The sequence below is a fragment of the Pseudomonas sp. GL-R-19 genome (assembly GCF_019956375.1).
Lineage (GTDB): Bacteria > Pseudomonadota > Gammaproteobacteria > Pseudomonadales > Pseudomonadaceae > Aquipseudomonas.
This window is the reverse complement of sequence record NZ_JAHBDJ010000013.1, coordinates 1-22,718: the sequence shown is the minus strand read 5'-3', so window position 1 is coordinate 22,718 and position 22,718 is coordinate 1. Positions and strand designations below refer to the sequence as shown.

At 57.9% G+C, this 22,718-nt stretch carries 20 protein-coding genes and 1 pseudogene; 5 read left to right on the top strand and 16 right to left on the bottom strand.

Annotated features, from left to right (window positions below):
• The 3 genes from KGA83_RS08420 to KGA83_RS08410 all read left to right on the top strand — a co-directional run bounded on the left by KGA83_RS08420 (window position 1) and on the right by KGA83_RS08410 (window position 2,269).
• Window positions 1-714: a DUF3108 domain-containing protein gene (locus KGA83_RS08420; protein ID WP_223529443.1), complete on the top strand. Its 714-nt coding sequence runs from the start codon at window positions 1-3 to the stop codon at window positions 712-714.
• Between the two features lie 215 nt (window positions 715-929).
• On the top strand, window positions 930-1,346 hold the full coding sequence (locus tag KGA83_RS08415) for an OsmC family protein (protein WP_223529441.1): 417 nt from the start codon (window positions 930-932) through the stop codon (window positions 1,344-1,346).
• A gap of 62 nt (window positions 1,347-1,408) precedes the next feature.
• Window positions 1,409-2,269 (top strand): pirin family protein, encoded by an 861-nt coding sequence (locus KGA83_RS08410; RefSeq protein WP_218431252.1) that lies wholly within the window; start codon window positions 1,409-1,411, stop codon window positions 2,267-2,269.
• Between the two features lie 133 nt (window positions 2,270-2,402).
• Here KGA83_RS08410 and KGA83_RS08405 read toward each other — a convergent pair whose 3' ends face one another.
• The 4 genes from KGA83_RS08405 to KGA83_RS08390 form a co-directional block, all read right to left on the bottom strand.
• On the bottom strand, window positions 2,403-3,131 hold the full coding sequence (locus KGA83_RS08405; RefSeq protein WP_223529440.1) for a dienelactone hydrolase family protein: 729 nt from the start codon (window positions 3,129-3,131) through the stop codon (window positions 2,403-2,405).
• A gap of 66 nt (window positions 3,132-3,197) precedes the next feature.
• On the bottom strand, window positions 3,198-5,102 hold the full coding sequence (htpG, locus tag KGA83_RS08400; RefSeq protein WP_223529439.1) for a molecular chaperone HtpG: 1,905 nt from the start codon (window positions 5,100-5,102) through the stop codon (window positions 3,198-3,200).
• Window positions 5,103-5,183: 81 nt separating this feature from the next.
• The gene (locus KGA83_RS08395) at window positions 5,184-5,636 is read right to left on the bottom strand and encodes a PaaI family thioesterase (RefSeq protein WP_223529438.1); all 453 of its coding nucleotides are present in this window, start codon (window positions 5,634-5,636) and stop codon (window positions 5,184-5,186) included.
• Window positions 5,633-6,109 (bottom strand): PaaI family thioesterase, encoded by a 477-nt coding sequence (locus KGA83_RS08390; RefSeq protein ID WP_223529437.1) that lies wholly within the window; start codon window positions 6,107-6,109, stop codon window positions 5,633-5,635. The genes KGA83_RS08395 and KGA83_RS08390 overlap by 4 nt, the downstream gene beginning before the upstream one ends.
• A 158-nt stretch (window positions 6,110-6,267) precedes the next feature.
• On the opposite strand from KGA83_RS08390, the gene KGA83_RS08385 reads away from it, so the two are divergent.
• Window positions 6,268-6,531 carry a hypothetical protein gene (locus KGA83_RS08385; RefSeq protein ID WP_108219049.1) on the top strand — a complete coding sequence of 88 codons (264 nt, stop codon included), beginning with the start codon at window positions 6,268-6,270 and terminating at the stop codon, window positions 6,529-6,531.
• 67 nt (window positions 6,532-6,598) lie between these two features.
• Here KGA83_RS08385 and KGA83_RS08380 read toward each other — a convergent pair.
• From KGA83_RS08380 to sdhC, 12 genes and pseudogenes are all read right to left on the bottom strand, one after another.
• Window positions 6,599-6,715, bottom strand: a pseudogene (locus KGA83_RS08380) (MAPEG family protein); the annotation flags it as partial.
• Between the two features lie 18 nt (window positions 6,716-6,733).
• Complete coding sequence (locus KGA83_RS08375; protein ID WP_108219050.1) at window positions 6,734-7,471, bottom strand: DUF599 domain-containing protein; 738 nt, start codon at window positions 7,469-7,471, stop codon at window positions 6,734-6,736.
• Between the two features lie 269 nt (window positions 7,472-7,740).
• Entirely contained in the window at window positions 7,741-9,054 is a 1,314-nt protein-coding gene (gene brnQ / locus KGA83_RS08370) for a branched-chain amino acid transport system II carrier protein (RefSeq protein WP_108219051.1), read from the bottom strand.
• Between the two features lie 374 nt (window positions 9,055-9,428).
• On the bottom strand, window positions 9,429-10,310 hold the full coding sequence (gene sucD / locus KGA83_RS08365; protein WP_003223019.1) for a succinate--CoA ligase subunit alpha: 882 nt from the start codon (window positions 10,308-10,310) through the stop codon (window positions 9,429-9,431).
• Complete coding sequence (gene sucC, locus KGA83_RS08360; RefSeq protein WP_007919879.1) at window positions 10,310-11,476, bottom strand: ADP-forming succinate--CoA ligase subunit beta; 1,167 nt, start codon at window positions 11,474-11,476, stop codon at window positions 10,310-10,312. The genes sucD and sucC overlap by 1 nt, the downstream gene beginning before the upstream one ends.
• A gap of 196 nt (window positions 11,477-11,672) precedes the next feature.
• Window positions 11,673-13,109, bottom strand: coding sequence for a dihydrolipoyl dehydrogenase (gene lpdA / locus KGA83_RS08355; RefSeq protein ID WP_108219938.1), 1,437 nt, complete (start codon window positions 13,107-13,109; stop codon window positions 11,673-11,675).
• Between the two features lie 110 nt (window positions 13,110-13,219).
• On the bottom strand, window positions 13,220-14,434 hold the full coding sequence (gene odhB / locus KGA83_RS08350; protein WP_108219937.1) for a 2-oxoglutarate dehydrogenase complex dihydrolipoyllysine-residue succinyltransferase: 1,215 nt from the start codon (window positions 14,432-14,434) through the stop codon (window positions 13,220-13,222).
• 42 nt (window positions 14,435-14,476) lie between these two features.
• Window positions 14,477-17,308 (bottom strand): 2-oxoglutarate dehydrogenase E1 component, encoded by a 2,832-nt coding sequence (locus tag KGA83_RS08345; protein WP_108219936.1) that lies wholly within the window; start codon window positions 17,306-17,308, stop codon window positions 14,477-14,479.
• A 261-nt stretch (window positions 17,309-17,569) separates the two neighbouring features.
• Window positions 17,570-18,274, bottom strand: coding sequence for a succinate dehydrogenase iron-sulfur subunit (locus KGA83_RS08340; protein ID WP_003223007.1), 705 nt, complete (start codon window positions 18,272-18,274; stop codon window positions 17,570-17,572).
• An 11-nt stretch (window positions 18,275-18,285) separates the two neighbouring features.
• The gene (gene sdhA / locus KGA83_RS08335; protein ID WP_223529435.1) at window positions 18,286-20,058 is read right to left on the bottom strand and encodes a succinate dehydrogenase flavoprotein subunit; all 1,773 of its coding nucleotides are present in this window, start codon (window positions 20,056-20,058) and stop codon (window positions 18,286-18,288) included.
• Between the two features lie 3 nt (window positions 20,059-20,061).
• Complete coding sequence (sdhD, locus tag KGA83_RS08330; RefSeq protein ID WP_095139417.1) at window positions 20,062-20,430, bottom strand: succinate dehydrogenase, hydrophobic membrane anchor protein; 369 nt, start codon at window positions 20,428-20,430, stop codon at window positions 20,062-20,064.
• Entirely contained in the window at window positions 20,424-20,798 is a 375-nt protein-coding gene (sdhC, locus tag KGA83_RS08325; RefSeq protein ID WP_033052382.1) for a succinate dehydrogenase, cytochrome b556 subunit, read from the bottom strand. The genes sdhD and sdhC overlap by 7 nt, the downstream gene beginning before the upstream one ends.
• Before the next feature lie 363 nt (window positions 20,799-21,161).
• Here sdhC and gltA point away from each other — a divergent pair, with 363 nt between their 5' ends.
• A complete protein-coding gene (gene gltA, locus KGA83_RS08320; protein ID WP_007977501.1) occupies window positions 21,162-22,451 on the top strand; it encodes a citrate synthase in 1,290 nt (429 codons plus the stop codon).
• Window positions 22,452-22,718: the final 267 nt, after the last annotated feature.

Genomic DNA, 22,718 nt, shown 5'->3' with positions numbered 1-22,718 from the left:
ATGCGTCGCGCCCTGCTCTTCGCTTGCGCTCTGCTCGCCTTGCCCTTCGCCCAGGCGGCAGAACTTCAACCTTTCTCCGCCAGCTACACCGCCGACTGGAAACAGCTGCCCATGAGTGGCACTGCCGAGCGCAACCTCGAAAAAACCAGTGATGGCAAATGGAAACTGAGTTTCAAGGCATCGATGATGATCGCCAGCCTGTCCGAGGAAAGCACCCTGACACAGGACAAGGACACGCTCCTTCCCGTGTCGTACCACTTTGAACGCGGCGGTCTGGGCAAAGCCAAGAAATCGGATCTGGATTTCGACTGGAACACCAAGATGATCACCGGCACCGATCGCGGTGATCCGGTAAAGGTTGCGTTGAACCGTGGCATGGTCGACAAATCCACCTACCAACTGGCCTTGCAGCAGGACGTTGCTGCCGGCAAGAAAAGCATGAGCTATCAGGTAGTCGACGGCGATGAAGTCGACACCTATGACTTCCGCGTGCTGGGCCCGGAAAAGGTCGACACCAAGGCCGGCAAGATCGATGCAATCAAGGTTGAACGTGTACGCGACCCGACACAGAACAAACGCATTACCGTGATGTGGTTCGCCAAGGATTGGGATTACCTGCTGGTCCGCCTGCAACAAGTCGAAACTGACGGCAAGGAGTACAACATCATGCTCCTGAACGGCACGGTCAACGGCAAGGAAGTCAAAGGCGGCTGATCCGGATCGACAACTGTAGGAGCGAGCTTGCTCGCGATGGACTTTAACGATGACTCGCCCTTGCGGATACACGCGGTGCCATTGAGATCATCGTCGGAGCGCCGCCCGGAGCAAGCTCGCTCCTACAGATTGGAACTCTCGACAAGCGCGATGGCTCTATGCTCTCAAGGTCTTTTTTGATCGAATGAGTTTTCCTGTCGCCTGCGAGGTTTCCCATGACCGTTACTGTCAACACCGTTTCTGCCGAAGGTTTTCGCCACAGCGTACATATCGATGACCACGAACTCTTCGCCGACGTGCCCGTCACGGCCGGCGGTGATGGCTCTGCGCCGGAACCGCACGATTATTTCGATGCCGCGCTAGGCGCCTGCAAGGCCCTGACCCTGAAGCTGTATGCCAAAAAGAAGAACATCCCGCTGACCGGTGTCGGCGTGGAGGTCAAGCGCGACAACAGCCTGGAACAGAAAGGCCAATACGCGCTACACGTCAAACTGACCCTCAAAGGCGTACTCACCGACGCCCAGCGCGAAGAGCTGCACCGCGTGGCCGATCGCTGCCCGATCCACAAGCTGATGACCACGTCTGAAGTGCGCATCGAAACGCATTTGTCCGAAGGCGCGTTCAGCCAATAGCGGCAAGGGCTGCGCAAGCGGGTTATGCTCGAACGCATTACCCGCTCAGCCTGGAACGCACCATGAACACTCCGCTCGTGATCCGCCCCCGCACCGAAGATGTCGAGGGCCAGCCGATTCTTCGCCCGCTGCCATCGGCCAAGTGCCGCAGCGTCGGGCCCTTCGTGTTTTTCGACCACATGCTGGAAACCCGTTATCCGCCGGGCAAAGGCATGAACATCCGCCAGCATCCGCACATTGGCCTGTCTACCCTCACCTATTTGTTCCAGGGGCAGATCCAGCACAAGGACAGCCTCGGTTCCGATCAAGTGGTCGGGACTGGCGATGTCAGCTGGATGACGGCCGGCAGCGCCATCGCCCACGTCGAACGCACGCCTGAGGCCTTGAAAGAAAGCGGCTTCACGATGCACGGCCTGCAGATCTGGCTGGCTTCGCCCAAGGACAAAGAGCAAGGTCCGGGGCATTACAGTCACCATCCGGCGTCGACTTTGCCGGTCAGCGAAAACCTGGGGGTGAAGATCCGCATGATTGCCGGGTCGGGCTTTTGCCTGGAATCACCAGTGCCAGTGCTTTCTCCTACGCTGTACGCGGAATTGCACCTGCAAACGGCGACGACATTACTGATCCCCACCGAGCATGAAGAACGTGCGCTGTATGTTCTGAGCGGCGAGGTGCAACTGGATGGCGAGCCGCTGGAGCCGCATTCGCTGGTGGTACTGCCTGCCGGGGAAGAGATGACCCTGTTTGCTGAAAGCGACAGTCACGCTGTGTTGTTTGGCGGTGCTGCGCTGGACGGGCCACGGCGGATCAACTGGAACTTTGTCGCCAGCGATCCGGCGGCGATTGATGAAGCACGCCGGCGCTGGGCGGCCGGGGATTGGCCGACGGTGCCGGGGGAAAGCGAGCGGATCGAATTGCCCTGAGATTTTAGTTGCCCGTGAAACCGCCTTCGCGAGCAGGCTCGCTCCCACAGGGGAAAAGCATTCCAATGTGGGAGCGAGCCTGCTCGCGAAGAGGCCCAATCAGTCACCTGATCAGTCAGTGTCTGAAAGAGCATCAGCCCTTGAACACTTCATCCAGCAAGTTATGCATCGACGTGAAGGCTCGGGCAGCCACCTTCGCGTCATACATCATCATGCCCGGCACGTTGGCGTGCGGGTCGGTGAACGAATGGAACGCACCGCCGTAGCTCAGCAACTGCCAGTCCACGCCGGCCGCGTTCATTTCATCTTCGAACGCCGGCAGCTGCTCTTTCGGCACCAATGGATCGGAAGCACCGTGCAGCACCAGGACCTTACCCTTGATGTTTTTCGCATCGGCCGGATTCGGTGTGTCCAGCGTTCCGTGGAACGATACCGTCACTTTCACTGGTGCGCCGGTACGGGCGAGCTCCAGGGCGCAGCAACCGCCGAAGCAGAAACCGAAAGTGGCCAGTTTCGAAGTATCGACAGCCACTTCAGCCTGACCCTGCAGTTGCTCGAACGCCACCTGCATGCGCTTGCGCAGCAATGGGCGGTCATTCTTCAACGGCATCATGGCCGCGCCGGCCTCGTCATTGTTCGTCGGACGAACCGATTGACCATAAAGGTCTGCGATCAGTACCACATAACCCTTGGAGGCCACCGATTTGGCGATCTCCTCGGCACCGGCGCTGACGCCCATCCAGTTCGGCGCCATCAACAAACCCGGGCGCGGGCCTTTATGGTCGGCATCGAAGGCCAGACGGCTTTCGTAAGCCTGGCCGTCAATCTGATAGGCAACGGAACGTACAGTGATTTGGCTCATTTCTGACTCCTGATTTTTGAATACCAGAATGAAAAAACCCGCCGAAGCGGGTTTTCTGCAACCTGGTTAAGCCGACAGCTCAACCAACAGCTTGTTCAGACGGCGCACATAGGCCGCCGGATCTTTCAAGCTGTCACCGGCCGCCAGCGCCGCCTGATCGAAGAGGATGTGCGACAGGTCGCCGAAGCGCTCGTCACTCTGCTCGTTGTCGAGCTTCTCGATCAGCGGGTGAGCCGGGTTGAATTCGAAGATCGGCTTCGAATCCGGAACCTTCTGGCCGCTGGCTTCCAGAATCTGGCGCATCTGCAAGCCCAAGTCCTGCTCGCCGATGGCCAGGATCGCCGGGGAGTCGGTCAGGCGATGAGACACCCGAACTTCCGCAACGGATTCGCCCAGCGCGGTCTTCAGACGTTCAACCAGACCTTCTTTGGCCTTGGCGACTTCTTGCGCAGCCTTCTTGTCCTCTTCCGAGTCCAGGTTGCCCAGGTCCAGGTCACCGCGCGCCACGTCGACGAAGCTCTTGCCGTCGAAGTCGTTGAGGTAGCTCATCAGCCACTCGTCGATGCGGTCGGTCAACAGCAACACTTCGATGCCTTTCTTGCGGAAGACTTCCAGGTGCGGGCTGTTTTTGACTTGCGCGTAGGTTTCGCCGGTCAGGTAGTAAATCTTGTCCTGGCCTTCCTTGGCGCGAGCCAGGTACTCGGCCAGGCCAACAGCCTGCTCGCCATCGTCACCAAGGGTCGAGGCGAAACGCAGCAGGCCGGCGATTTTTTCCTTGTTGGCGAAATCTTCTGCCGGGCCTTCTTTCATGACCTGACCGAAGTTTTTCCAGAAGCCTTTGTATTGCTCTGGCTCGTTCTTCGCCAGTTTTTCCAGCATGTCCAGAACGCGCTTGGTCAGCGCCGACTTCATGGAATCGATGATCGGGTCTTTCTGCAGGATTTCCCGCGACACGTTCAGCGACAGGTCGTTAGAGTCGACCACGCCTTTGATGAAGCGCAGGTACAGTGGCAGGAAGGACTCGGCCTGATCCATGACGAACACACGCTGCACGTACAGCTTCAGGCCTTTCGGCGCCTCACGCTGGTACAGGTCGAACGGCGCACGGGCCGGCACGTACAGCAGCGAGCTGTATTCCAGCTTGCCTTCGACCTTGTTGTGGCTCCAGCTCAGCGGGTTTTCGAAGTCGTGAGCGATGTGCTTGTAGAACTCCTGGTACTCCTCGTCCTTGATCTCGGTGCGCGGACGGGTCCACAGGGCGCTGGCGCGGTTGACGGTTTCCCACTCAACGGCTGGCTTCTCCTCGCCTTCGGTGGCTGCCACTTCTTTCGGCAGTTCGATCGGCAAGGCAATGTGGTCCGAGTACTTCTTGATGATGTTGCGCAGGCGCCAGCCATCGGCGAATTCGTCTTCACCGGATTTCAGGTGCAGGACGATGCGAGTGCCGCGTTCGGCCTTGTCGATGGTCGCAACTTCGAAGTCACCTTCGCCCTTGGACGACCAGTGCACGCCTTCGCTGGCAGCGCTGCCGGCACGACGACTGAACACATCGACTTTGTCAGCGACGATGAATGCGGAGTAGAAACCGACACCGAACTGGCCGATCAGGTGCGAGTCTTTCTTCTGGTCGCCGGTCAGGTGCTTCATGAAATCGGCGGTGCCGGACTTGGCGATGGTACCCAGGTGGGTGATCGCGTCTTCGCGGCTCATGCCGATACCGTTGTCTTCGAGGGTGACGGTTTTAGCGTCCTTGTCGAAGCTCACGCGGATTTTCAGTTCGGCGCCACCTTCCAGCAGCTCTGGCTTGGCCAGGGCTTCGAAACGTAATTTGTCGACAGCGTCAGAGGCGTTCGAGATCAATTCGCGAAGGAAAATTTCCTTGTTGGAATACAGCGAATGGATCATGAGATGCAGCAGTTGCTTCACCTCGGTCTGGAAGCCCAGGGTTTCCTTTTGAGTTTCCACACTCATGGTTATCAAACTCCAATCAGATGGCTTAAGCCGCGACCTTGAGGGTCGACGGCGGGTTGTCCTCAGAGTTTGGGGCTGAGTTCAGGATTTCAAGGGCTCTTCGAGTTTGAAATGTGCGCGGGCCGTGGCAATGGGTTCGGCCTCAGTGCTTTGCCAGGCGGTAATCGCCACGTTGGCGACCCGGCGGCCCTGGCGGCAAACCTGGCATCGGGCCCAGGTATCGCGAAACTGCCCGGCACGCAGGTAATCCAGGGAGAAGTCGATGATCTTCGGCACCCCGGGCGTTCCGGTAAACACCAACAGGTGCAGTGCCGCGGCCAACTCCATGAACCCGGCGATCACACCGCCATGAATCGCCGGCAACAAAGGGTTGCCAATGTTGTCCTTGTTCGCTGGCAGCTTGAACAGCAACTCATCTCCCACCCGTGAACATTCGACGCCGATCAGCCGGGCATAGGGAATCAACTCCAGCAGCGAGGCGTAATCGCCCTGCTCGTGGGCCTTTTGCAATGGGTCCTTCAGAGATTCACTCATTGCGCACCTCCGGCAACCACGCCACCAAAGCCCTTGGTACCTTTGATGCCCTTGCCCATGCGCATGAAAGTGCCCACCACATGGGCAATGGGTTGCCCGGGCTCATCCTGATAGGCGAAGCCACGGGCAAAAATCACGTCAGTGGTGACCCGATAGCATTGGGCAAAGCCGTACACATCCTTATGCGGCTCGGCGGCGTGCATGTAGTCGATACGCAGGTCGAGGGTCGGGCAGACCTCGAACTCCGGGAGTACGCAGAGCGTCGCCATGCCACAGGCCGTGTCCATCAGCGAGGTCAGCGCCCCGCCATGAATCACGCAGGTTTCAGGATTGCCGACGATCTGCGGGCTGTACGGCAGCACAATCGTCAGCCCTTCCCTGCCCGCGCTGTGAACGCTTAGTCCAAGTACCTGACAATGTCGCAGCGCCGACAGAAAGCGCGTCGCACGCTCAAAAACGGGATTTTCAGCCATTTGATAAAAACCCTTGTTTAAATCCGTACAGTGCAGTGGCGGTCCGGGTAAAAGTTCCGCATTAGAACAAACTTATATATCTGAAAGAATTAAGGAACTTAACGCTGATACTTGGGTTCTTAAGGCCAGTAGATGCTTTTCATCAGGAGAAACACCCCATGCGTAAGACTTTAGCTATTGCCTTGATGTTGACCGCTTCCCTCGGTCTCGCTGCCTGCGATAAAAAATCCGAGGACAAAGCTCAAGATGCTAACCAACATGCTGAGCAAGCCCAGCAGAAAATGAACGAAGCTCAGGATAAAGTGAACGACGCGGCGAAAGAAAACGCCGAAGCCGCCAAAGATCAGACTGAATCGAACGCAGAAGCGCCAAAAGAGGCCGCTCCAGCCGCTCCAGCCGCTCCGCAAGCGCCTAAGTACTAATCCGTTTTTTTGTGTGATGAAAGAAAACCCGCCAAGTGCGGGTTTTCTTTTGTCTGCAAAAAAGCGATTAGAGAAAAATCGTGCGAAAAGTCGGACTAATCATCAACAACAAAAAACAGATTAATCCCACCAGCCAAACCAGACTGCGCTGCCGGGACAGATCCCTCCAGTAACACACTGGATAGCCAGCGCGGACGCCCAATCAGGCAGCTTCTTTATTCACCTCGGACGATGGCGCCTCTGTAGGGGTATAGACCATCACATCGAGAACGTCGGAGTGAAACTCGCGGCGATACAATACGAAGACCACACCGGCACTCATCAACATGAACAGCCATGGACTAACGAACCAGGCCAGCATGGTCATGCCGAAGTAATAAGAGCGCAGGCCAAAGTTGAACTGGTTGGCGGCCATGGAGATGACACGGGCTGCACGGGCGGCAAAGGCCCTGCGCTCCTGCTCGGACACATGGCGTTCACCGACCATCGGCGCCGACCCCACCAGTATCGCTGCAAAGTTGTACTGGCGCATGCACCAGCTGAACGTGAAGAACGCATAGACGAACACCAGCGCCAGGCACAGCAACTTGATTTCCGACATGCCCTGGGAAGCCTGCTGCACCATCGGGATATCCGCCAGCAACGATACCGCCCGCTCCGAGGCCCCCAACACCGTGAGAATACCGGCCAGGATAATCAACGTACTCGAGGCGAAGAACGAAGCGTTACGCTCCAGATTGCCAATCACGCTGGCATCGGCGATGCGGTTGTCGCGCAACAGCATGCGGCGCATCCAGTCTTCGCGATAAAGGTGCAGAACACTGGCCAGGCACGCCGTATCACGGCCCTTCCATGTGGCATAGCGGGTGTAGCCGCCCCAGCAGATAACGAACCAGATAGCGGCAAGAATGTGGATCAGGTTGGCTTGGATGAACGACATGCAGGTCCTTGTGATGTATTTGTAGGAGCGAGCTTGCTCGCGAAGAACCTGAGAGCAACGCGCCTATCCAGAAATCACGTGCCATAGTTCACGACCTTCGCGAGCAATCGAGCGTCGACCGGCTGCTCCTACAATGGGTTTGGCAGACTTTCGACGTTAGCTCAGAAAAAAAGACACTGCCTCAACCCCATAAAAAATGCCCCGTATCGATTGATACGGGGCATTTCTGTTTCTGCTCAAAACCCGCTTGTGGCGGGCCGTGAAGCGACTTAAGCCAAGGCTTCGGCGCGCTTGCCCAGCAGGCGATCGCAAACCACTGCGACCACCAGTGTCATCACCGACGGCACCAGCCAGGCCAGGCCCTGCTCGCTCAGCGGCAGGTGGGCCATTTGCGTCGGCATCCAGTCCGCCAGGCCTGCACCCTTGAGGGCGTCGATCAGGCCGAAGATGAACGACACCAGCATGACCGGGCCGAGGATACGACCCTGCTCATGCCAGAAGTCCTTGCAGAAGCTCAACGCCACCAGAACGATGCACGGCGGATAGATCGCGGTCAGTACCGGGATCGAGAACGCAATCAGCTTGGTGAGGCCCAGGTTGGACACCAGCAGGGAGAATGCAGCAAGGATGATGACCAGCGTCTTGTAGGACAGTGGCAGCACTTGGCTGAAGTACTCGGCGCAGGCACAGGTCAGGCCGACCGCAGTCACCAGGCACGCCAGTGAGATCAGCACGGCAAGGAAACCACTACCTAGCGATCCGAAGGTGTGCTGCACGTAAGCATGCAATACCGCCGCACCATTGGTAGCGCCAGCGGCCACTTCATGACTGCCCGAACCGAGACGGAACAGGCTGACGTAAACCAGCGCCAGACCCACACCGGCAATCAGGCCGGCAATGATCGCGTAACGAGTGATCAGTGCGGGCGACTCGACACCGCGGGAACGGATGGCGTTGACGATGACGATGCCGAACACCAGGGCGCCCAGGGTATCCATGGTCAGGTAACCATTGATGAAGCCTTGGGAAAACGGCGCTGCCATGTATTCAGGGGTTGCTTGACCAATGTCACCGGCCGGCAAGGCGAATGCTGCGATGCCGAGAACGGCCAGGGCGATAATCTTCAGCGGCGCGAGGAAGCGCCCTACCGTATCCAGCAAACGGCCCGGGTACAGCGAAATGAAGAACACCAGCAGGAAGTACACCGAGCTGTACAGGAACAACGCCAGCGGGCTCTCGCCGGTCAGCGGCGCCAGGCCGACTTCGAACGATACCGTGGCGGTACGTGGCGTCGCGAACAGTGGTCCTACGGCCAGATAGCAGGCAGCCGCCAACAGGCCTCCAGCCACTTTACCGATCGGGCTACTCAATGCATCCATTGCCCCACCGACTTTCGCCAGCGCAACAACGGTGATCACCGGCAGACCGACCGCGGTGACCAGAAAGCCCAGCGCCGCCATCCAGACATTAGGTCCGGACTGCAAACCGACGATAGGCGGGAAGATGATGTTGCCAGCCCCGACGAACAGGGCAAACGTCATAAAACCAAGTGCCAGGATGTCCTGGCCTTTCAACACTTTCATTAAGGAAATACCACACTACTGAATCGGAATTTAGAGAGGGATTTCCCTATGGGTGAGGGAAATGCTGTCGGTCCGTATGAGACCAACCCTTTTAGCGCGTTGCTGCCTTGTGGGCCGCAGACGCAAAAATGGCGCGTAGACTAACGAATCTGGCCGATAAACGCACTGTTTGAGGGCGAACTATCCGATACACGACATTTCCATGTCGCGTTTACATATTAAAAGATCAAAAGATCGCAGCCTGCGGCAGCTCCTACAGGGAAATGCGATCTTCTGTAGGAGCTGCCGCAGGCTGCGATCTTTTGATCTTCAAGAATGACAAAGGCCACCCGAAGGTGGCCTTTGTCTGGTGAAGCGTCAGTCAAGCACGAGGCTTACTTGACAGCCCAGCCAGTCAGCTCGGCCAGGGCCTTGCCGATGTCTGCCAGCGAACGCACGGTTTTAACGCCTGCGTCTTGCAGAGCAGCGAATTTCTCGTCTGCAGTGCCTTTGCCGCCAGAGATGATTGCGCCAGCATGGCCCATGCGCTTGCCCGGAGGAGCAGTCACACCAGCGATGTAGGAAACAACCGGCTTGGTCACGTGTGCCTTGATGTAGGCAGCCGCTTCTTCTTCAGCCGAACCGCCGATCTCACCGATCATCACGATCGCTTCGGTCTTCGGGTCTTCCTGGAACAGCTTCAGGATGTCGATGAAGTTCGAACCCGGGATCGGGTCACCACCGATGCCGACGCAAGTCGACTGACCGAAACCGGCGTCAGTAGTCTGCTTCACAGCTTCGTAGGTCAGGGTGCCGGAACGGGAAACGATACCGACCTTGCCTGGCAAGTGAATGTGACCTGGCATGATGCCGATCTTGCATTCGCCTGGAGTGATCACGCCTGGGCAGTTAGGGCCGATCAGGGTAACACCCAGCTCGTCGCACTTAACTTTAGCGTCCAGCATGTCCAGGGTAGGAATGCCTTCGGTGATGCAGACGATCAGCTTGATGCCGCCGAAAGCCGCTTCCAGGATCGAGTCCTTGCAGAAAGGAGCCGGAACGTAGATCACGCTGGCGGTAGCGCCAGTAGCAGCTACAGCGTCTTTAACGGTGTTGAACACTGGCAGGCCCAGGTGCTCGGTGCCGCCTTTGCCTGGAGTTACGCCACCGACCATCTTGGTGCCGTATTCGATGGCTTGCTGGGTGTGGAAACTACCTTGCGAACCGGTAATACCCTGGCAGATAACTTTGGTGTCTTTATTGATCAGGACGCTCATTATTTGCCCTCCGCAGCTTTAACGACTTGTTGAGCAGCGTCGGTCAGGCTGGTAGCAGCGATGATGTTCAAACCGCTTTCTGCCAGTACTTTAGCGCCCAGCTCAGCGTTGTTGCCTTCAAGGCGAACAACAACCGGGATTTTCACGCCGACTTCTTTCACTGCACCGATGATGCCTTCGGCAATCATGTCGCAACGAACGATGCCGCCGAAGATGTTGACCAGTACTGCAGCGACGTTAGTGTCGGACAGGATGATCTTGAACGCTTCGGTAACGCGTTCCTTGGTAGCACCGCCGCCCACGTCGAGGAAGTTGGCTGGTTTGCCGCCATGCAGGTTGACGATGTCCATGGTACCCATGGCCAGGCCAGCACCGTTGACCATGCAACCGATGTTGCCTTCCAGTGCTACGTAGTTCAGTTCGAACTTGGCAGCGTGCGCTTCGCGCGGATCGTCTTGCGACGGATCGTGGAAAGTCTTCAGCTTAGGCTGACGGTACATGGCGTTGGCGTCGATGTTGATCTTGGCGTCCAGGCAGTGCAGATCGCCGTCAGCCTTGATCACCAGCGGGTTCACTTCCAGCAGAGCCAGGTCGTGATCCTTGAACAGCTTGGCCAGACCTACGAAGATCTTGGCGAACTGAGCAACCTGCTTGCCTTCCAGACCCAACTGGAATGCCAGCTCGCGACCCTGGAATGGCTGAGCGCCAACCAGTGGATCGATAGTGGCTTTCAGAATTTTTTCTGGAGTGTCGTGAGCGATTTTCTCGATGTCCACGCCACCTTCGGTGGAAGCCATGAACACGATACGACGGCTCGAACGGTCAACGACAGCGCCCAGGTACAGCTCTTTAGCGATATCAGTGCACGATTCAACCAGGATCTTGGTGACTGGCTGACCATTGGCGTCAGTCTGGTAAGTCACCAGACGCTTGCCCAGCCACTGCTGTGCGAATGCCTTGGCATCTTCTTTGCTGCGAACCAGCTTTACGCCGCCCGCTTTACCGCGACCACCGGCGTGGACCTGGGCTTTGACAACCCACTCGCTGCCGCCGATTTTGTCGCAAGCTTCTGCTGCTGCTTCCGGGGTGTCTACCGCGTAACCGGTGGAAACTGGCAGGCCGTACTCAGCGAACAGCTGCTTACCCTGATACTCGTGAAGATTCATGCTTATTACCGTCTTCGTTAGGTACTGCGCATTCGGTGCTGCACTCATTCAAGTGCCGCACCACCTGTGACTGCTGCTTGCATAGCCTTTCCGGATACCCGGTGCAGCTATGCAAGACTGCGTCCAGCGGATATTCCGCGGTGAGTCTTGCATGCAAGGCTCACGACGGGCCATTCCGCCGTGGTTTCTTATTGTCTTAACGCTTCTTGCGGTTGGCGATGTGGATGGCGCCGCCATTCACAGCCAAAGCTGCTTCGTGCAAGGCTTCAGACAGGGTCGGATGGGAGAAAACCATCATGCCCAGGTCTTCAGCGCTGGTGCCGAATTCCATACCGATCGCGCCCTGCTGAACCAGTTCGGCAGCGCTTGGGCCAATCACGTGAACGCCCAGTACGCGGTCTGTCTTGGCATCTGCGATGACCTTGACGAAACCACCGGTGTCGTTGGCAGCCATGGCACGGCCGGAAGCTGCGAACGGGAAGGTGCCGACGTTAACTTCAACGCCTTCAGCTTTCAAGGCCTGCTCGGTTTTACCGACCCACGCGATTTCCGGGTGAGTATAAATAACCGAAGGGATCAAATCATAGTTCATCTGGGCCTTGTGACCCTTGATGCGCTCGACAACCATGATGCCTTCTTCCGACGCCTTGTGCGCCAGCATCATGCCGCGAACCACGTCACCGATGGCGTAAACGCCCGGTACGGTGGTGGCGCAGTGATCGTCAACGTGCACGAAACCGCGCTCGTCCAGGGTCACGCCGCAGTCGGCAGCCAACAGATCAGTGGTCACCGGACGGCGACCAACGGCTACGATCAGCTTGTCGAAAGTGATTTTCTGCTCGCCCTTGGCATCGGTGTAGTTCACCACGACTTCGTCGCCGTTCACTTTGGAACCGGTTACGCGAGCGCCCAGCTTGATGTCCAGACCTTGCTTGGTCAGGGTTTTCAGCGCTTCCTTGGAAACAGCGGTATCCGCTGCCATCAGGAAGGTGTCCAGGGCTTCCAGGACGGTCACTTCTGCACCCAGACGCGACCAGACCGAACCCAGTTCCAGACCGATCACGCCAGCGCCGATCACGCCCAGACGCTTAGGCACGGATTGGAATTCCAGGGCGCCGGTGGAGTCGACGATCACATTCTGGTCAACCGGAGCTGGCGGAATGTCGATCGGACGCGAACCTGGAGCCAGGATGACGTTTTCGGCTTCGATGATTTCTACCGAGCCGTCTGGCTTGGTGACTTCGACTTTCTTGCCGGCCAGCAGCTTGCCGTGACCCTCGATGGAGCTCACACCGTTGGCTTTGAACAGGGTCGCAACGCCGGAGGTCAGGCCTTTGACGATGTTGGCTTTACGGCCGACCATCGCTGGCACGTCCATGGTCACGCCAGCGTGATTGATACCGTGGATCGCGAAACCGTCCTGGGCTTCGTGGAATTTCCACGAGCTGTCCAGCAGGGCCTTGGATGGAATGCAGCCGACGTTCAGGCAAGTACCGCCCAGAGCCAGTTTGCCTTCCTTGTCGGTGTATTTCTCGATGCAGGCAGTGGAGAGGCCCAGTTGCGCTGCTTTAATGGCAGCCACGTAGCCGCCAGGGCCCGCGCCAATCACTACCACGTCGAATTTCTGAGTCATGTGTCATTCCTTCTCGAATCAAACCGGACGGCCCCTTTTGGAGACCGTCGTGGGACGAAGCTGGTCATTACAGAAGGGCCGTCCATCACTGAGCGGCCCGTGCAACGAAATCAGATATCCAGCAGCAAACGAGCCGGGTCTTCCAGCAGGTTCTTGATGGTAACCAGGAAGGTCACAGCTTCTTTGCCGTCGATCAAACGGTGATCGTAGGACAGAGCGAGGTACATCATCGGACGGATAACGACCTGACCGTTGATGGCCATAGGACGCTGGATGATGTTGTGCATGCCCAGGATGGCGGCTTGTGGCGGGTTGACGATCGGAGTCGACATCATCGAACCGAAAGTACCACCGTTGGTGATGGTGAAAGTACCACCGGTCATTTCGTCCATCGACAGTTTGCCGTCGCGGGCTTTCTTGCCGAAGGTGGCGATGCCGCCTTCGATTTCAGCCAGGCTCATCAGTTCGGCGTTACGCAGAACCGGTACAACCAGGCCGCGATCGCTGGAAACTGCAACGCCGACGTCAGCGTAGCCGTGGTAAACGATGTCGCCGCCGTCGATCGAGGCGTTGACAGCCGGGAAGCGCTTCAGTGCTTCGGTGGCCGCTTTCACGAAGAACGACATGAAGCCCAGGCGTACGCCGTTGTGGGACTTCTCGAACAGATCCTTGTACTTCGAACGCAGGGCCATGACTTCGGTCATGTCGACTTCGTTGAACGTGGTCAGCATCGCCATGTTCGACTGAGCTTCAACCAGACGCTTGGCAACGGTGGCCCGCACACGGGTCATCGGTACGCGCTTCTCGATGCGCTCGCCAGCAGCGAACACTGGAGCAGCAGCGGCAGGTGCAGCAGCCTTGGCAGGCGCGGCAGCCGGAGCGGCTTTCTTGGCAGCAACGGCTGCAACCACGTCTTCCTTGGTCACGCGACCGCCTTTGCCGGTGCCGGCAACGGAAGCGATGTTGATGCCGCTCTCTTCAGCCAGCTTGCGGGCAGCTGGAGCAGCAACAGGATCGTCTTCGCCTTCGGCGGCAGCTGGAGCAGCGGCAGCCACTGGAGCAGCCGCGGCTGGAGCGGCGGCGCCGCTGCCTTCGCCGATGGAGCCCAGTACTTCGTCGGACAGAACAGTGTCGCCTTCGTTCTTGATGATCGCGCCCAGCACGCCGTCAGCGGTGGCAAGGACTTCCAGCACGACCTTGTCGGTTTCGATGTCGACGATCAGTTCGTCACGCTTGACGGCGTCGCCCGGTTTTTTGTGCCAGGTGGCAACGGTGCCATCGGCAACCGATTCCGGGAAAGTGGGGGCTTTGATCTCGATAGCCATTGTCTGTGGTTCCTTAAATTCGGTTTCAGGTGCGCGAAGGCGTTAAACAGTAAAGGCGTCTTGCAGCAGTTGTTCCTGCTGTTCGGCGTGCATCGATGCGTAACCGCATGCAGGTGCAGCAGAAGCCTCGCGGCCCGCGTACTCGAGTACGAGAGACTTGTTGAGGTTGCTGATGCTGCGACGCATGTGGTGTTGGCTGCAGTACCAGGCACCCTGGTTCATCGGCTCTTCCTGACACCAGACGGCATGCTTGACGTTGGTATAAGGCGCCAGGACTTCTTTCAAGTCGTCCTCAGGGAATGGGTACAGCTGCTCGATACGCACGACGGCGATGTCGTCACGACCTTCGGCACGACGTTTTTCCAGCAGGTCGTAGTAGACCTTGCCGCTACACAGAACAACGCGCTCGACCTTTTTCGGGTCCAGGGCATCGATTTCCGGGATAACGGTCTGGAACGAACCTTCGGCCAGATCTTCCAGCGTCGAGATGGCCAGCTTGTGGCGCAGCAGAGACTTCGGAGTCAGAACGATCAATGGCTTGCGTAGAGGGCGAATAACCTGACGACGCAGCAAGTGATAGATCTGTGCCGGCGTAGTCGGCACGGCTACCTGAATGTTGTGCTCGGCGCACAGCTGCAGGTAACGCTCCAGACGAGCCGAGGAGTGCTCCGGCCCCTGACCTTCATAACCGTGCGGCAGCAACATGGTCAGACCGCACAGACGGCCCCACTTGTGCTCGCCACTGGTGATGAACTGGTCGATAACCACCTGGGCACCGTTGGCGAAGTCGCCGAACTGGGCTTCCCAGATCACCAGCGCATCAGGCGTGGTGGTCGAGTAACCGTATTCGAACGCCAGTACCGCTTCTTCGGACAGGAACGAATCGTACAGGTCGAAACGTGGCTGGCCGTTGTACAGGTTCTGCAGCGGGATGTAGGTGCCCGCGTCTTTCTGGTTGTGCAACACGGCATGACGGTGCGAGAACGTACCGCGGCCGATGTCCTGGCCGGTCATGCGGATCGGGTGACCTTCGAACGCCAGGGTCGCGTACGCCATGGTTTCGGCGTAACCCCAGTTGATCGGCAGGCCGCCGGCTTGCATCTTCTGACGATCTTCGTAGATCTTCGCGACCTGGCGCTGAACCACGAAGCCTTCCGGGATTTCCAGCAGCTTGGCAGACAGTTCCTGCAAGGTCTTGAGGTCGAAGCGAGTGTCGTGACGTGCGGTCCAGGCGTGGCCCAGATACGGACGCCAATCCACGAACAACTCTTTGTTCGGCTCTTTGACCAGGCTCTTCACCACGTGCAGACCGTTGTCCAGTGCGTTGCGGTATTCGTCGACTTTCGCCTGAACACGCTCTGCGTCCAGCACACCGCCCTGGGTCAGACGATCGGCATACAGCTCACGGGTGGTGCGCTGTTTGCTGATCTGCTGATACATGATCGGCTGGGTGCCGCTTGGCTCGTCGGCCTCGTTGTGGCCGCGACGACGGTAGCAGACCAGGTCGATCACCACGTCACGCTTGAACTGCATGCGGTAGTCGATGGCCAGCTGGGTCACGAACAATACGGCTTCCGGATCATCGCCATTCACATGGAGGATCGGTGCCTGGATCATTTTCGCAACGTCGGTCGCGTACTCGGTGGAACGCGAGTCCAGCGGGTTGCTGATGGTGAAACCGACCTGGTTGTTGATCACGATGTGCACGGTACCGCCGGTCTTGAAACCGCGGGTCTGCGACATCTGGAAGGTTTCCATGACCACGCCCTGACCTGCGAATGCAGCGTCACCGTGGATGGAGATCGGCAGAACCTTCTCACCGGTCGGATCGTTACGACGGTCCTGACGGGCGCGAACCGAACCCTCGACCACCGGGGAAACGATTTCCAGGTGGGACGGGTTGAACGCCATGGCCAGGTGAACTTCACCGCCGGTGGTCATCACGTTGGACGAGAAGCCCTGGTGGTATTTGACGTCACCGGAACCCAGCTCGACCTTCTTCTTGCCTTCGAACTCGTCGAACAGCTCGCGCGGGTTCTTGCCGAAGGTGTTGACCAGCACGTTCAGACGACCACGGTGGGCCATGCCGATGACGATTTCCTTGGTGCCGTAGGAACCGGAACGCTGGATCAGCTCGTCGAGCATCGGAATCAGGCTTTCGCCGCCTTCCAGACCGAAACGCTTGGTACCCGGGTATTTGGTACCCAGGTATTTTTCCAGGCCTTCACCGGCGGTCACTCGCTCGAGCAGGTGGCTCTTGATGTCGGCGGAGTACGTCGGACGACCGCGCACGCTTTCCAGACGCTGCTGGAACCACTGGCGCTGCTCGGAATCGGTGATGTGCGTGAACTCAGCGCCGATGGTGCGGCAATATGTCTGCTGCAACGCTTCGTGAATTTCGCGTAGGCTCGTTTCCTCTTTGCCGATGAACAGGTCGCCGGCACGGAAGGTCGTATCAAGATCGGCATTGGTCAAGCCGTAATGATTGATCGACAGGTCTGCAGGTGCAGGACGCTGCCACAGTCCCAGCGGGTCAAGCTGGGCTGCCTGGTGGCCACGCATACGGTAGGCCTGGATCAATCGCAGCACTTCAACTTGCTTCTTTTCGTGCTCACTGCTCACGCTGCCGGCGGAAACCGGTTGGGCGCGGCGCTGGTTCTTTGCCAGCAAGACGAAATGATCGCGAATTGTCGAGTGCGAAACATCGGTGGCAGAGTTGCCGTCAGCAGGCAACTTCTGGAAGTAGGTGCGCCACTCTTCTGGCACAGCGTTAGGGTCGTGCAGGTAGAGCTCGTAAAGCTCTTCCACATAGGCAGCGTTACTACCGGATAGGTAGGCACTGTTCCACATGCGCTGCATCACGCTTTCTTGCATGCTTGGTCACCCTCGGTTAGGGGAACACCATCGGTGTCGACACCGAGCAAACTTGCAGAAGTCCGAATGCAGCGACCAAAACAAGCCACTAGGATCACACTGATAGTCCGGGTACCAGCCCGGATGCCCCTGCTTGTCTCATTTCTTCAAAATAAGAGCCGCAGCCTTTTAAGCTGCTGCTCAGGTTAAAACTACGGCGCCGGTTGAAGCCTGCGCCGTAGCATCTACGGGTACAGCGGTCCTACGGGTACAGCAGCTGAATCACACGCCGCTCGAGAGCAACATGTTACGGATGTGACCGATGGCCTTAGTCGGGTTCAGGCCTTTCGGACATACGTTGACGCAGTTCATGATCCCGCGGCAGCGGAATACGCTGAACGGGTCATCCAGCGAAGCCAGACGCTCGGACGTCTTGGTGTCACGGCTGTCTGCCAGGAAGCGGTACGCTTGCAGCAGAGCGGCTGGACCCAGGAACTTGTCCGGGTTCCACCAGAAGGACGGGCAAGAGGTCGAGCAGCAGGCGCACAGGATGCACTCGTACAGACCGTCGAGCTTTTCACGTTCTTCAGGGGACTGCAGACGCTCGATGGCCGGAGCCGGCGTGTCGTTCTGCAGGTATGGCTTAACCTTTTCGTATTGCTTGTAGAAGATGCTCATATCGACGACCAGGTCACGGATAACCGGCAAACCTGGCAGCGGACGAACGATCAACTTGTTACCTTTTACGACAGCAGACAGCGGCGTGATGCACGCCAGGCCGTTTTTGCCGTTGATGTTCATGCCGTCGGAACCGCAAACACCTTCACGGCAAGAGCGACGATAGGAGAAACCCTCGTCCTGCTCTTTGATCAGGGCCAGCACGTCCAGCACCATCAGGTCTTTACCACCGGTATCGACCTGGAATTCCTGCATGAACGGCGCGGCGTCCTGATCAGGGTTGTAACGATAAACGCTGACTTGCAACATGGCGGCCACCCTTAATAAGTCCGAATCTTAGGTTCAAAAGTCGGAACAGTCTTCGGCGAGAAGTTCACGGCACGCTTGGTCACGCGCTTGTCACCCGGGAAGTACAGGGTGTGGCACAGCCAGTTTTCGTCGTCACGATCTTCGAAGTCTTCACGGGCGTGAGCACCACGGGACTCTTTACGTACTTCTGCAGCGATGGCGGTGGCTTCGGCCACTTCCAGCAGGTTCTGCAGCTCCAGAGCTTCGATACGCGCAGTGTTGAACGCCTGCGACTTATCGTTGATCTTCACGTTGGCGATGCGCTTGCGCAGATCAGCCAGCTGGGCGATACCCTTCTGCATGTATTCGCCGGTACGGAATACACCGAAGTAGTTCTGCATGCAGTTTTGCAGCTCGCGACGCAAGGTAGCCACGTCTTCGCCTTCGGTACGCTCGTTCAGAGCGGACAGGCGCGACAGGGCTGCCTGGATGTCGGCGTCAGTAGCATCGTCGTATTCGATACCGTCGGTCAGCGCCTTTTCCAGGTGCAGGCCGGCAGCACGGCCGAATACCACCAGGTCGAGCAGCGAGTTGCCGCCCAGACGGTTGGCACCGTGAACCGATACGCAAGCCACTTCACCTACCGCGAACAGACCAGGAATGATCTCGTCCACGCCTTCGGCGTTCTGGGTCATCGCCTGGCCGTGAATGTTGGTGGCAACGCCGCCCATCATATAGTGGCAGGTCGGAACAACCGGAACCGGAGCGACAACCGGGTCAACGTGCGCAAAAGTCTTCGACAGCTCGCAGATGCCTGGCAGACGGCTGTGCAGCACTTCCTCGCCCAAGTGGTCGAGTTTGAGCATCACGTGGTCGCCATTCGGACCGCAACCGTTACCGGCGATGATTTCCTTAACCATCGAACGGGCAACAACGTCACGACCGGCAAGGTCTTTGGCGTTCGGAGCATAACGCTCCATGAAACGCTCGCCGTGCTTGTTGATCAGGTATCCACCTTCACCACGGCAACCTTCGGTAACCAGTACACCAGCGCCGGCGATGCCGGTCGGGTGGAACTGCCACATTTCGATGTCTTGCACCGGTACGCCGGCACGCAGCGCCATGCCAACGCCGTCACCGGTGTTGATCAGGGCATTGGTGGTCGAAGCGTAGATACGACCTGCACCGCCGGTGGCCAGTACGGTGGCCTTGGCACGGATGTAGGTGGTTTCGCCGGTTTCGATGCAGATCGCGATCACGCCGACGAAAGCGCCATCCTGGTTTTTCACCAGATCGACAGCGTAGTACTCGTTCAGGAACACGGTACCGGCTTTCAGGTTGCCCTGATAAAGGGTGTGCAGCAGTGCGTGACCGGTACGGTCGGAAGCAGCGCAAGTACGCGCAGCCTGGCCGCCTTTACCGTAGTCCTTGGACTGGCCACCGAACGGACGCTGATAGATACGGCCTTGCTCGGTACGCGAGAATGGCATGCCCATGTGGTCCAGCTCGTAAACGGCAGCCGGGCCTTCCTGACACATATATTCGATAGCGTCCTGGTCACCGATGTAGTCGGAACCCTTGACGGTATCGTACATGTGCCAGCGCCAGTCATCGTTCGGGTCAGCAGACGCGATCGCGCAGGTGATGCCGCCTTGAGCGGATACAGTGTGCGAACGGGTCGGAAAAACCTTGGTGATCACAGCAGTCTTGTGACCGCCCTGTGCCAGTTGCAGCGCCGCGCGCATGCCGGCACCGCCACCACCAATAATGATGGCGTCGAAAGAAATCGTTGGAATGTTAGCCATGAATCAGATACCCCAGAGAATCTGCACACCCCAGACGAAGTAAGCGAACATCGCGACGCCGCATACTGCCTGGAAAAGGAAACGCACTGCAGTCGCGGACTTGCCCAGCGCCATCGGCGTCAGGTAGTCAGTCGCGATGGTCCACATGCCGACCCAGGCGTGAGCGCCCAGGGCCACCAGGGCCAGCAGACTGAAGATACGCATCCCGTTGTGAGCGAACAGGCCGTGCCATTGCTCATAGCCAATGCCCGGATTCACCGCGAGGTATCCGATCAGGAAGATGAAATAAGCCGCGAGAACGACCGCAGACACACGTTGCGCCATCCAGTCATAAAGACCGGAACGCGAAAGGTTCGTAACGCTGGTTACCATATCCAAACTCCTGCCAGAACGATCAGCACCACGGAAACGGCGATGATAATTTTCGAGCCCAGGCGGCCGCCTTCCAGCGTCTCACCGATGCCCATATCCATAATCAAGTGGCGCACACCGGCTACCAGGTGATAAAGAAGAGCGGACAGGAGGCCCCATGCTACGAACTTGGCCAGCGGGCTGGTCAAGGTTGCCTTCACGTCGGCAAAACCTTCCTCGGAACCCAGGGATTTGCCCAATGCATAAAGCATGAAGCCAAGGCCCAGGAAGAGGATGATGCCGGAAACACGGTGAAGAAACGACGTAACGCCGGTGATGGGGAGTTTGATGGTCCTTAGGTCTAGGTTTACAGGTCGTTGGCTTTTCACGGCTTTTTTTTCACACTGAAGAGCCCCTAACAATCAGGGCAAAGTTGTTGGGGAGTGCACTGGTCAGGTAACCACCACCCAGGGATGCGACCCCCAATAAAGCAGGCCCAAAAGCCCTTGGCGGTCGGTGGCCGAGTATAGACAGTTAGGCTACTAATGACAACGCAAACACCTAACCCAAACAGCTGATTGCGCAACTGCCATAAAAGGCGTAAATGGCAGTCAATTTCGAGGAAAAAGTCCGGTTAAAGCCTTCTGGAGCAAGACTTTAGGCAAATTGACATTCGAATTTATCTCACTATAGTGGTGCGGGCCCTGCGTGGGGGGTCTGTCTGATGATTTCAAGCATAAATAGGAGGCCACATGGCTGACAAAAAAGCGCAGTTGATCATCGAGGGCGCAGCCCCCGTCGAGCTGCCCATTTTAACCGGCACCGTTGGTCCCGATGTTATCGATGTTCGGGGCCTGACGGCCACGGGCCGTTTCACCTTTGACCCAGGCTTCATGTCGACCGCCTCGTGCGAGTCGAAGATCACCTATATCGACGGCGACAATGGCATTCTGCTGCACCGCGGCTACCCGATCGAACAGCTGGCTGAAAAGTCGGACTATCTGGAAACCTGCTATCTGCTGCTCAACGGCGAACTGCCGACCGCAGAACAGAAGGCCCAGTTCGTCAGCACCGTAAAGAACCACACCATGGTCCACGAGCAGTTGAAGACCTTCTTCAACGGCTTCCGTCGCGACGCCCACCCGATGGCCGTCATGTGCGGCGTAGTCGGCGCCCTCTCGGCCTTCTACCACGACTCCCTGGACATCAATAACCCGCAGCATCGCGAAATCTCCGCGATCCGCCTGGTTGCCAAGATGCCGACCCTGGCAGCGATGGTTTACAAGTACTCCATGGGCCAACCCATGATGTACCCGCGTAACGACCTGTCGTATGCGGAAAACTTCCTGCACATGATGTTCAACACCCCGTGCGAGATCAAACCGATCAGCCCGGTACTCGCCAAGGCCATGGACCGGATCTTCATCCTCCACGCCGACCACGAGCAGAACGCGTCGACTTCCACCGTACGCCTGGCGGGCTCTTCGGGTGCCAACCCGTTCGCCTGTATCGCCGCCGGCATCGCTGCGCTGTGGGGCCCTGCCCACGGCGGTGCAAACGAAGCCGTACTGACCATGCTCGATGAAATCGGCGATGTTTCGAACATCGACAAGTTCATCGCCAAGGCCAAGGACAAGAACGATCCGTTCAAACTGATGGGCTTCGGTCACCGCGTTTACAAAAACCGCGACCCACGCGCCACCGTCATGAAGCAGACCTGCGACGAAGTGTTGAAGGAACTGGGCATCCAGAACGATCCGCAACTCGAACTGGCCATGCGCCTGGAAGAGATCGCCCTGACCGACCCGTACTTCATCGAACGCTCGCTGTACCCGAACGTCGACTTCTACTCGGGGATCATCCTAAAGGCTATCGGCATTCCAACCAGCATGTTCACCGTGATCTTCGCCCTGGCGCGGACCGTCGGCTGGATCTCCCACTGGAAAGAAATGCTCTCCAGCCCGTACAAGATCGGCCGTCCGCGCCAGCTGTACACCGGCTACGAGTCGCGTGACATCACCAAGCTGGAAGACCGCAAGTAAGAGTTGTCTTGCTGTAGCGTGTTGAGTTGTACCGGGAACGGCCTCTGCTTCTTATATAAAGAGCAGGAGGCCGTTTTTGTTTGTGCGGTTTTTTTGATGGTGTACATATCCGTTTCTGCGGTTACGGCCGCTATTGGTTCCGCCCTTACGGCCAGCCCTTTCAAGGTCTTCGTTTAGAATCCCCTAAAAACCAGTCAGGGTGACGAAAACGATGTGGACAGAAGTTCTAGCGCGGTTTGAAAAAAAGACACCGGCCAGTGTCATGAC

Excerpts from the sequence above, each read along its gene's own strand:
- KGA83_RS08420 (WP_223529443.1), top strand. The coding sequence starts at position 1 with ATGCGTCGCGCCCTGCTCTTCGCTTGCGCTCTGCTCGCCTTGCCCTTC.
- KGA83_RS08415 (WP_223529441.1), top strand. The coding sequence starts at position 930 with ATGACCGTTACTGTCAACACCGTTTCTGCCGAAGGTTTTCGCCACAGC.
- KGA83_RS08410 (WP_218431252.1), top strand. The coding sequence starts at position 1,409 with ATGAACACTCCGCTCGTGATCCGCCCCCGCACCGAAGATGTCGAGGGC.
- KGA83_RS08405 (WP_223529440.1), bottom strand. The coding sequence starts at position 3,131 with ATGAGCCAAATCACTGTACGTTCCGTTGCCTATCAGATTGACGGCCAG.
- htpG (WP_223529439.1), bottom strand. The coding sequence starts at position 5,102 with ATGAGTGTGGAAACTCAAAAGGAAACCCTGGGCTTCCAGACCGAGGTG.
- KGA83_RS08395 (WP_223529438.1), bottom strand. The coding sequence starts at position 5,636 with ATGAGTGAATCTCTGAAGGACCCATTGCAAAAGGCCCACGAGCAGGGC.
- KGA83_RS08390 (WP_223529437.1), bottom strand. The coding sequence starts at position 6,109 with ATGGCTGAAAATCCCGTTTTTGAGCGTGCGACGCGCTTTCTGTCGGCG.
- KGA83_RS08385 (WP_108219049.1), top strand. The coding sequence starts at position 6,268 with ATGCGTAAGACTTTAGCTATTGCCTTGATGTTGACCGCTTCCCTCGGT.
- KGA83_RS08375 (WP_108219050.1), bottom strand. The coding sequence starts at position 7,471 with ATGTCGTTCATCCAAGCCAACCTGATCCACATTCTTGCCGCTATCTGG.
- brnQ (WP_108219051.1), bottom strand. The coding sequence starts at position 9,054 with ATGAAAGTGTTGAAAGGCCAGGACATCCTGGCACTTGGTTTTATGACG.
- sucD (WP_003223019.1), bottom strand. The coding sequence starts at position 10,310 with ATGAGCGTCCTGATCAATAAAGACACCAAAGTTATCTGCCAGGGTATT.
- sucC (WP_007919879.1), bottom strand. The coding sequence starts at position 11,476 with ATGAATCTTCACGAGTATCAGGGTAAGCAGCTGTTCGCTGAGTACGGC.
- lpdA (WP_108219938.1), bottom strand. The coding sequence starts at position 13,109 with ATGACTCAGAAATTCGACGTGGTAGTGATTGGCGCGGGCCCTGGCGGC.
- odhB (WP_108219937.1), bottom strand. The coding sequence starts at position 14,434 with ATGGCTATCGAGATCAAAGCCCCCACTTTCCCGGAATCGGTTGCCGAT.
- KGA83_RS08345 (WP_108219936.1), bottom strand. The coding sequence starts at position 17,308 with ATGCAAGAAAGCGTGATGCAGCGCATGTGGAACAGTGCCTACCTATCC.
- KGA83_RS08340 (WP_003223007.1), bottom strand. The coding sequence starts at position 18,274 with ATGTTGCAAGTCAGCGTTTATCGTTACAACCCTGATCAGGACGCCGCG.
- sdhA (WP_223529435.1), bottom strand. The coding sequence starts at position 20,058 with ATGGCTAACATTCCAACGATTTCTTTCGACGCCATCATTATTGGTGGT.
- sdhD (WP_095139417.1), bottom strand. The coding sequence starts at position 20,430 with ATGGTAACCAGCGTTACGAACCTTTCGCGTTCCGGTCTTTATGACTGG.
- gltA (WP_007977501.1), top strand. The coding sequence starts at position 21,162 with ATGGCTGACAAAAAAGCGCAGTTGATCATCGAGGGCGCAGCCCCCGTC.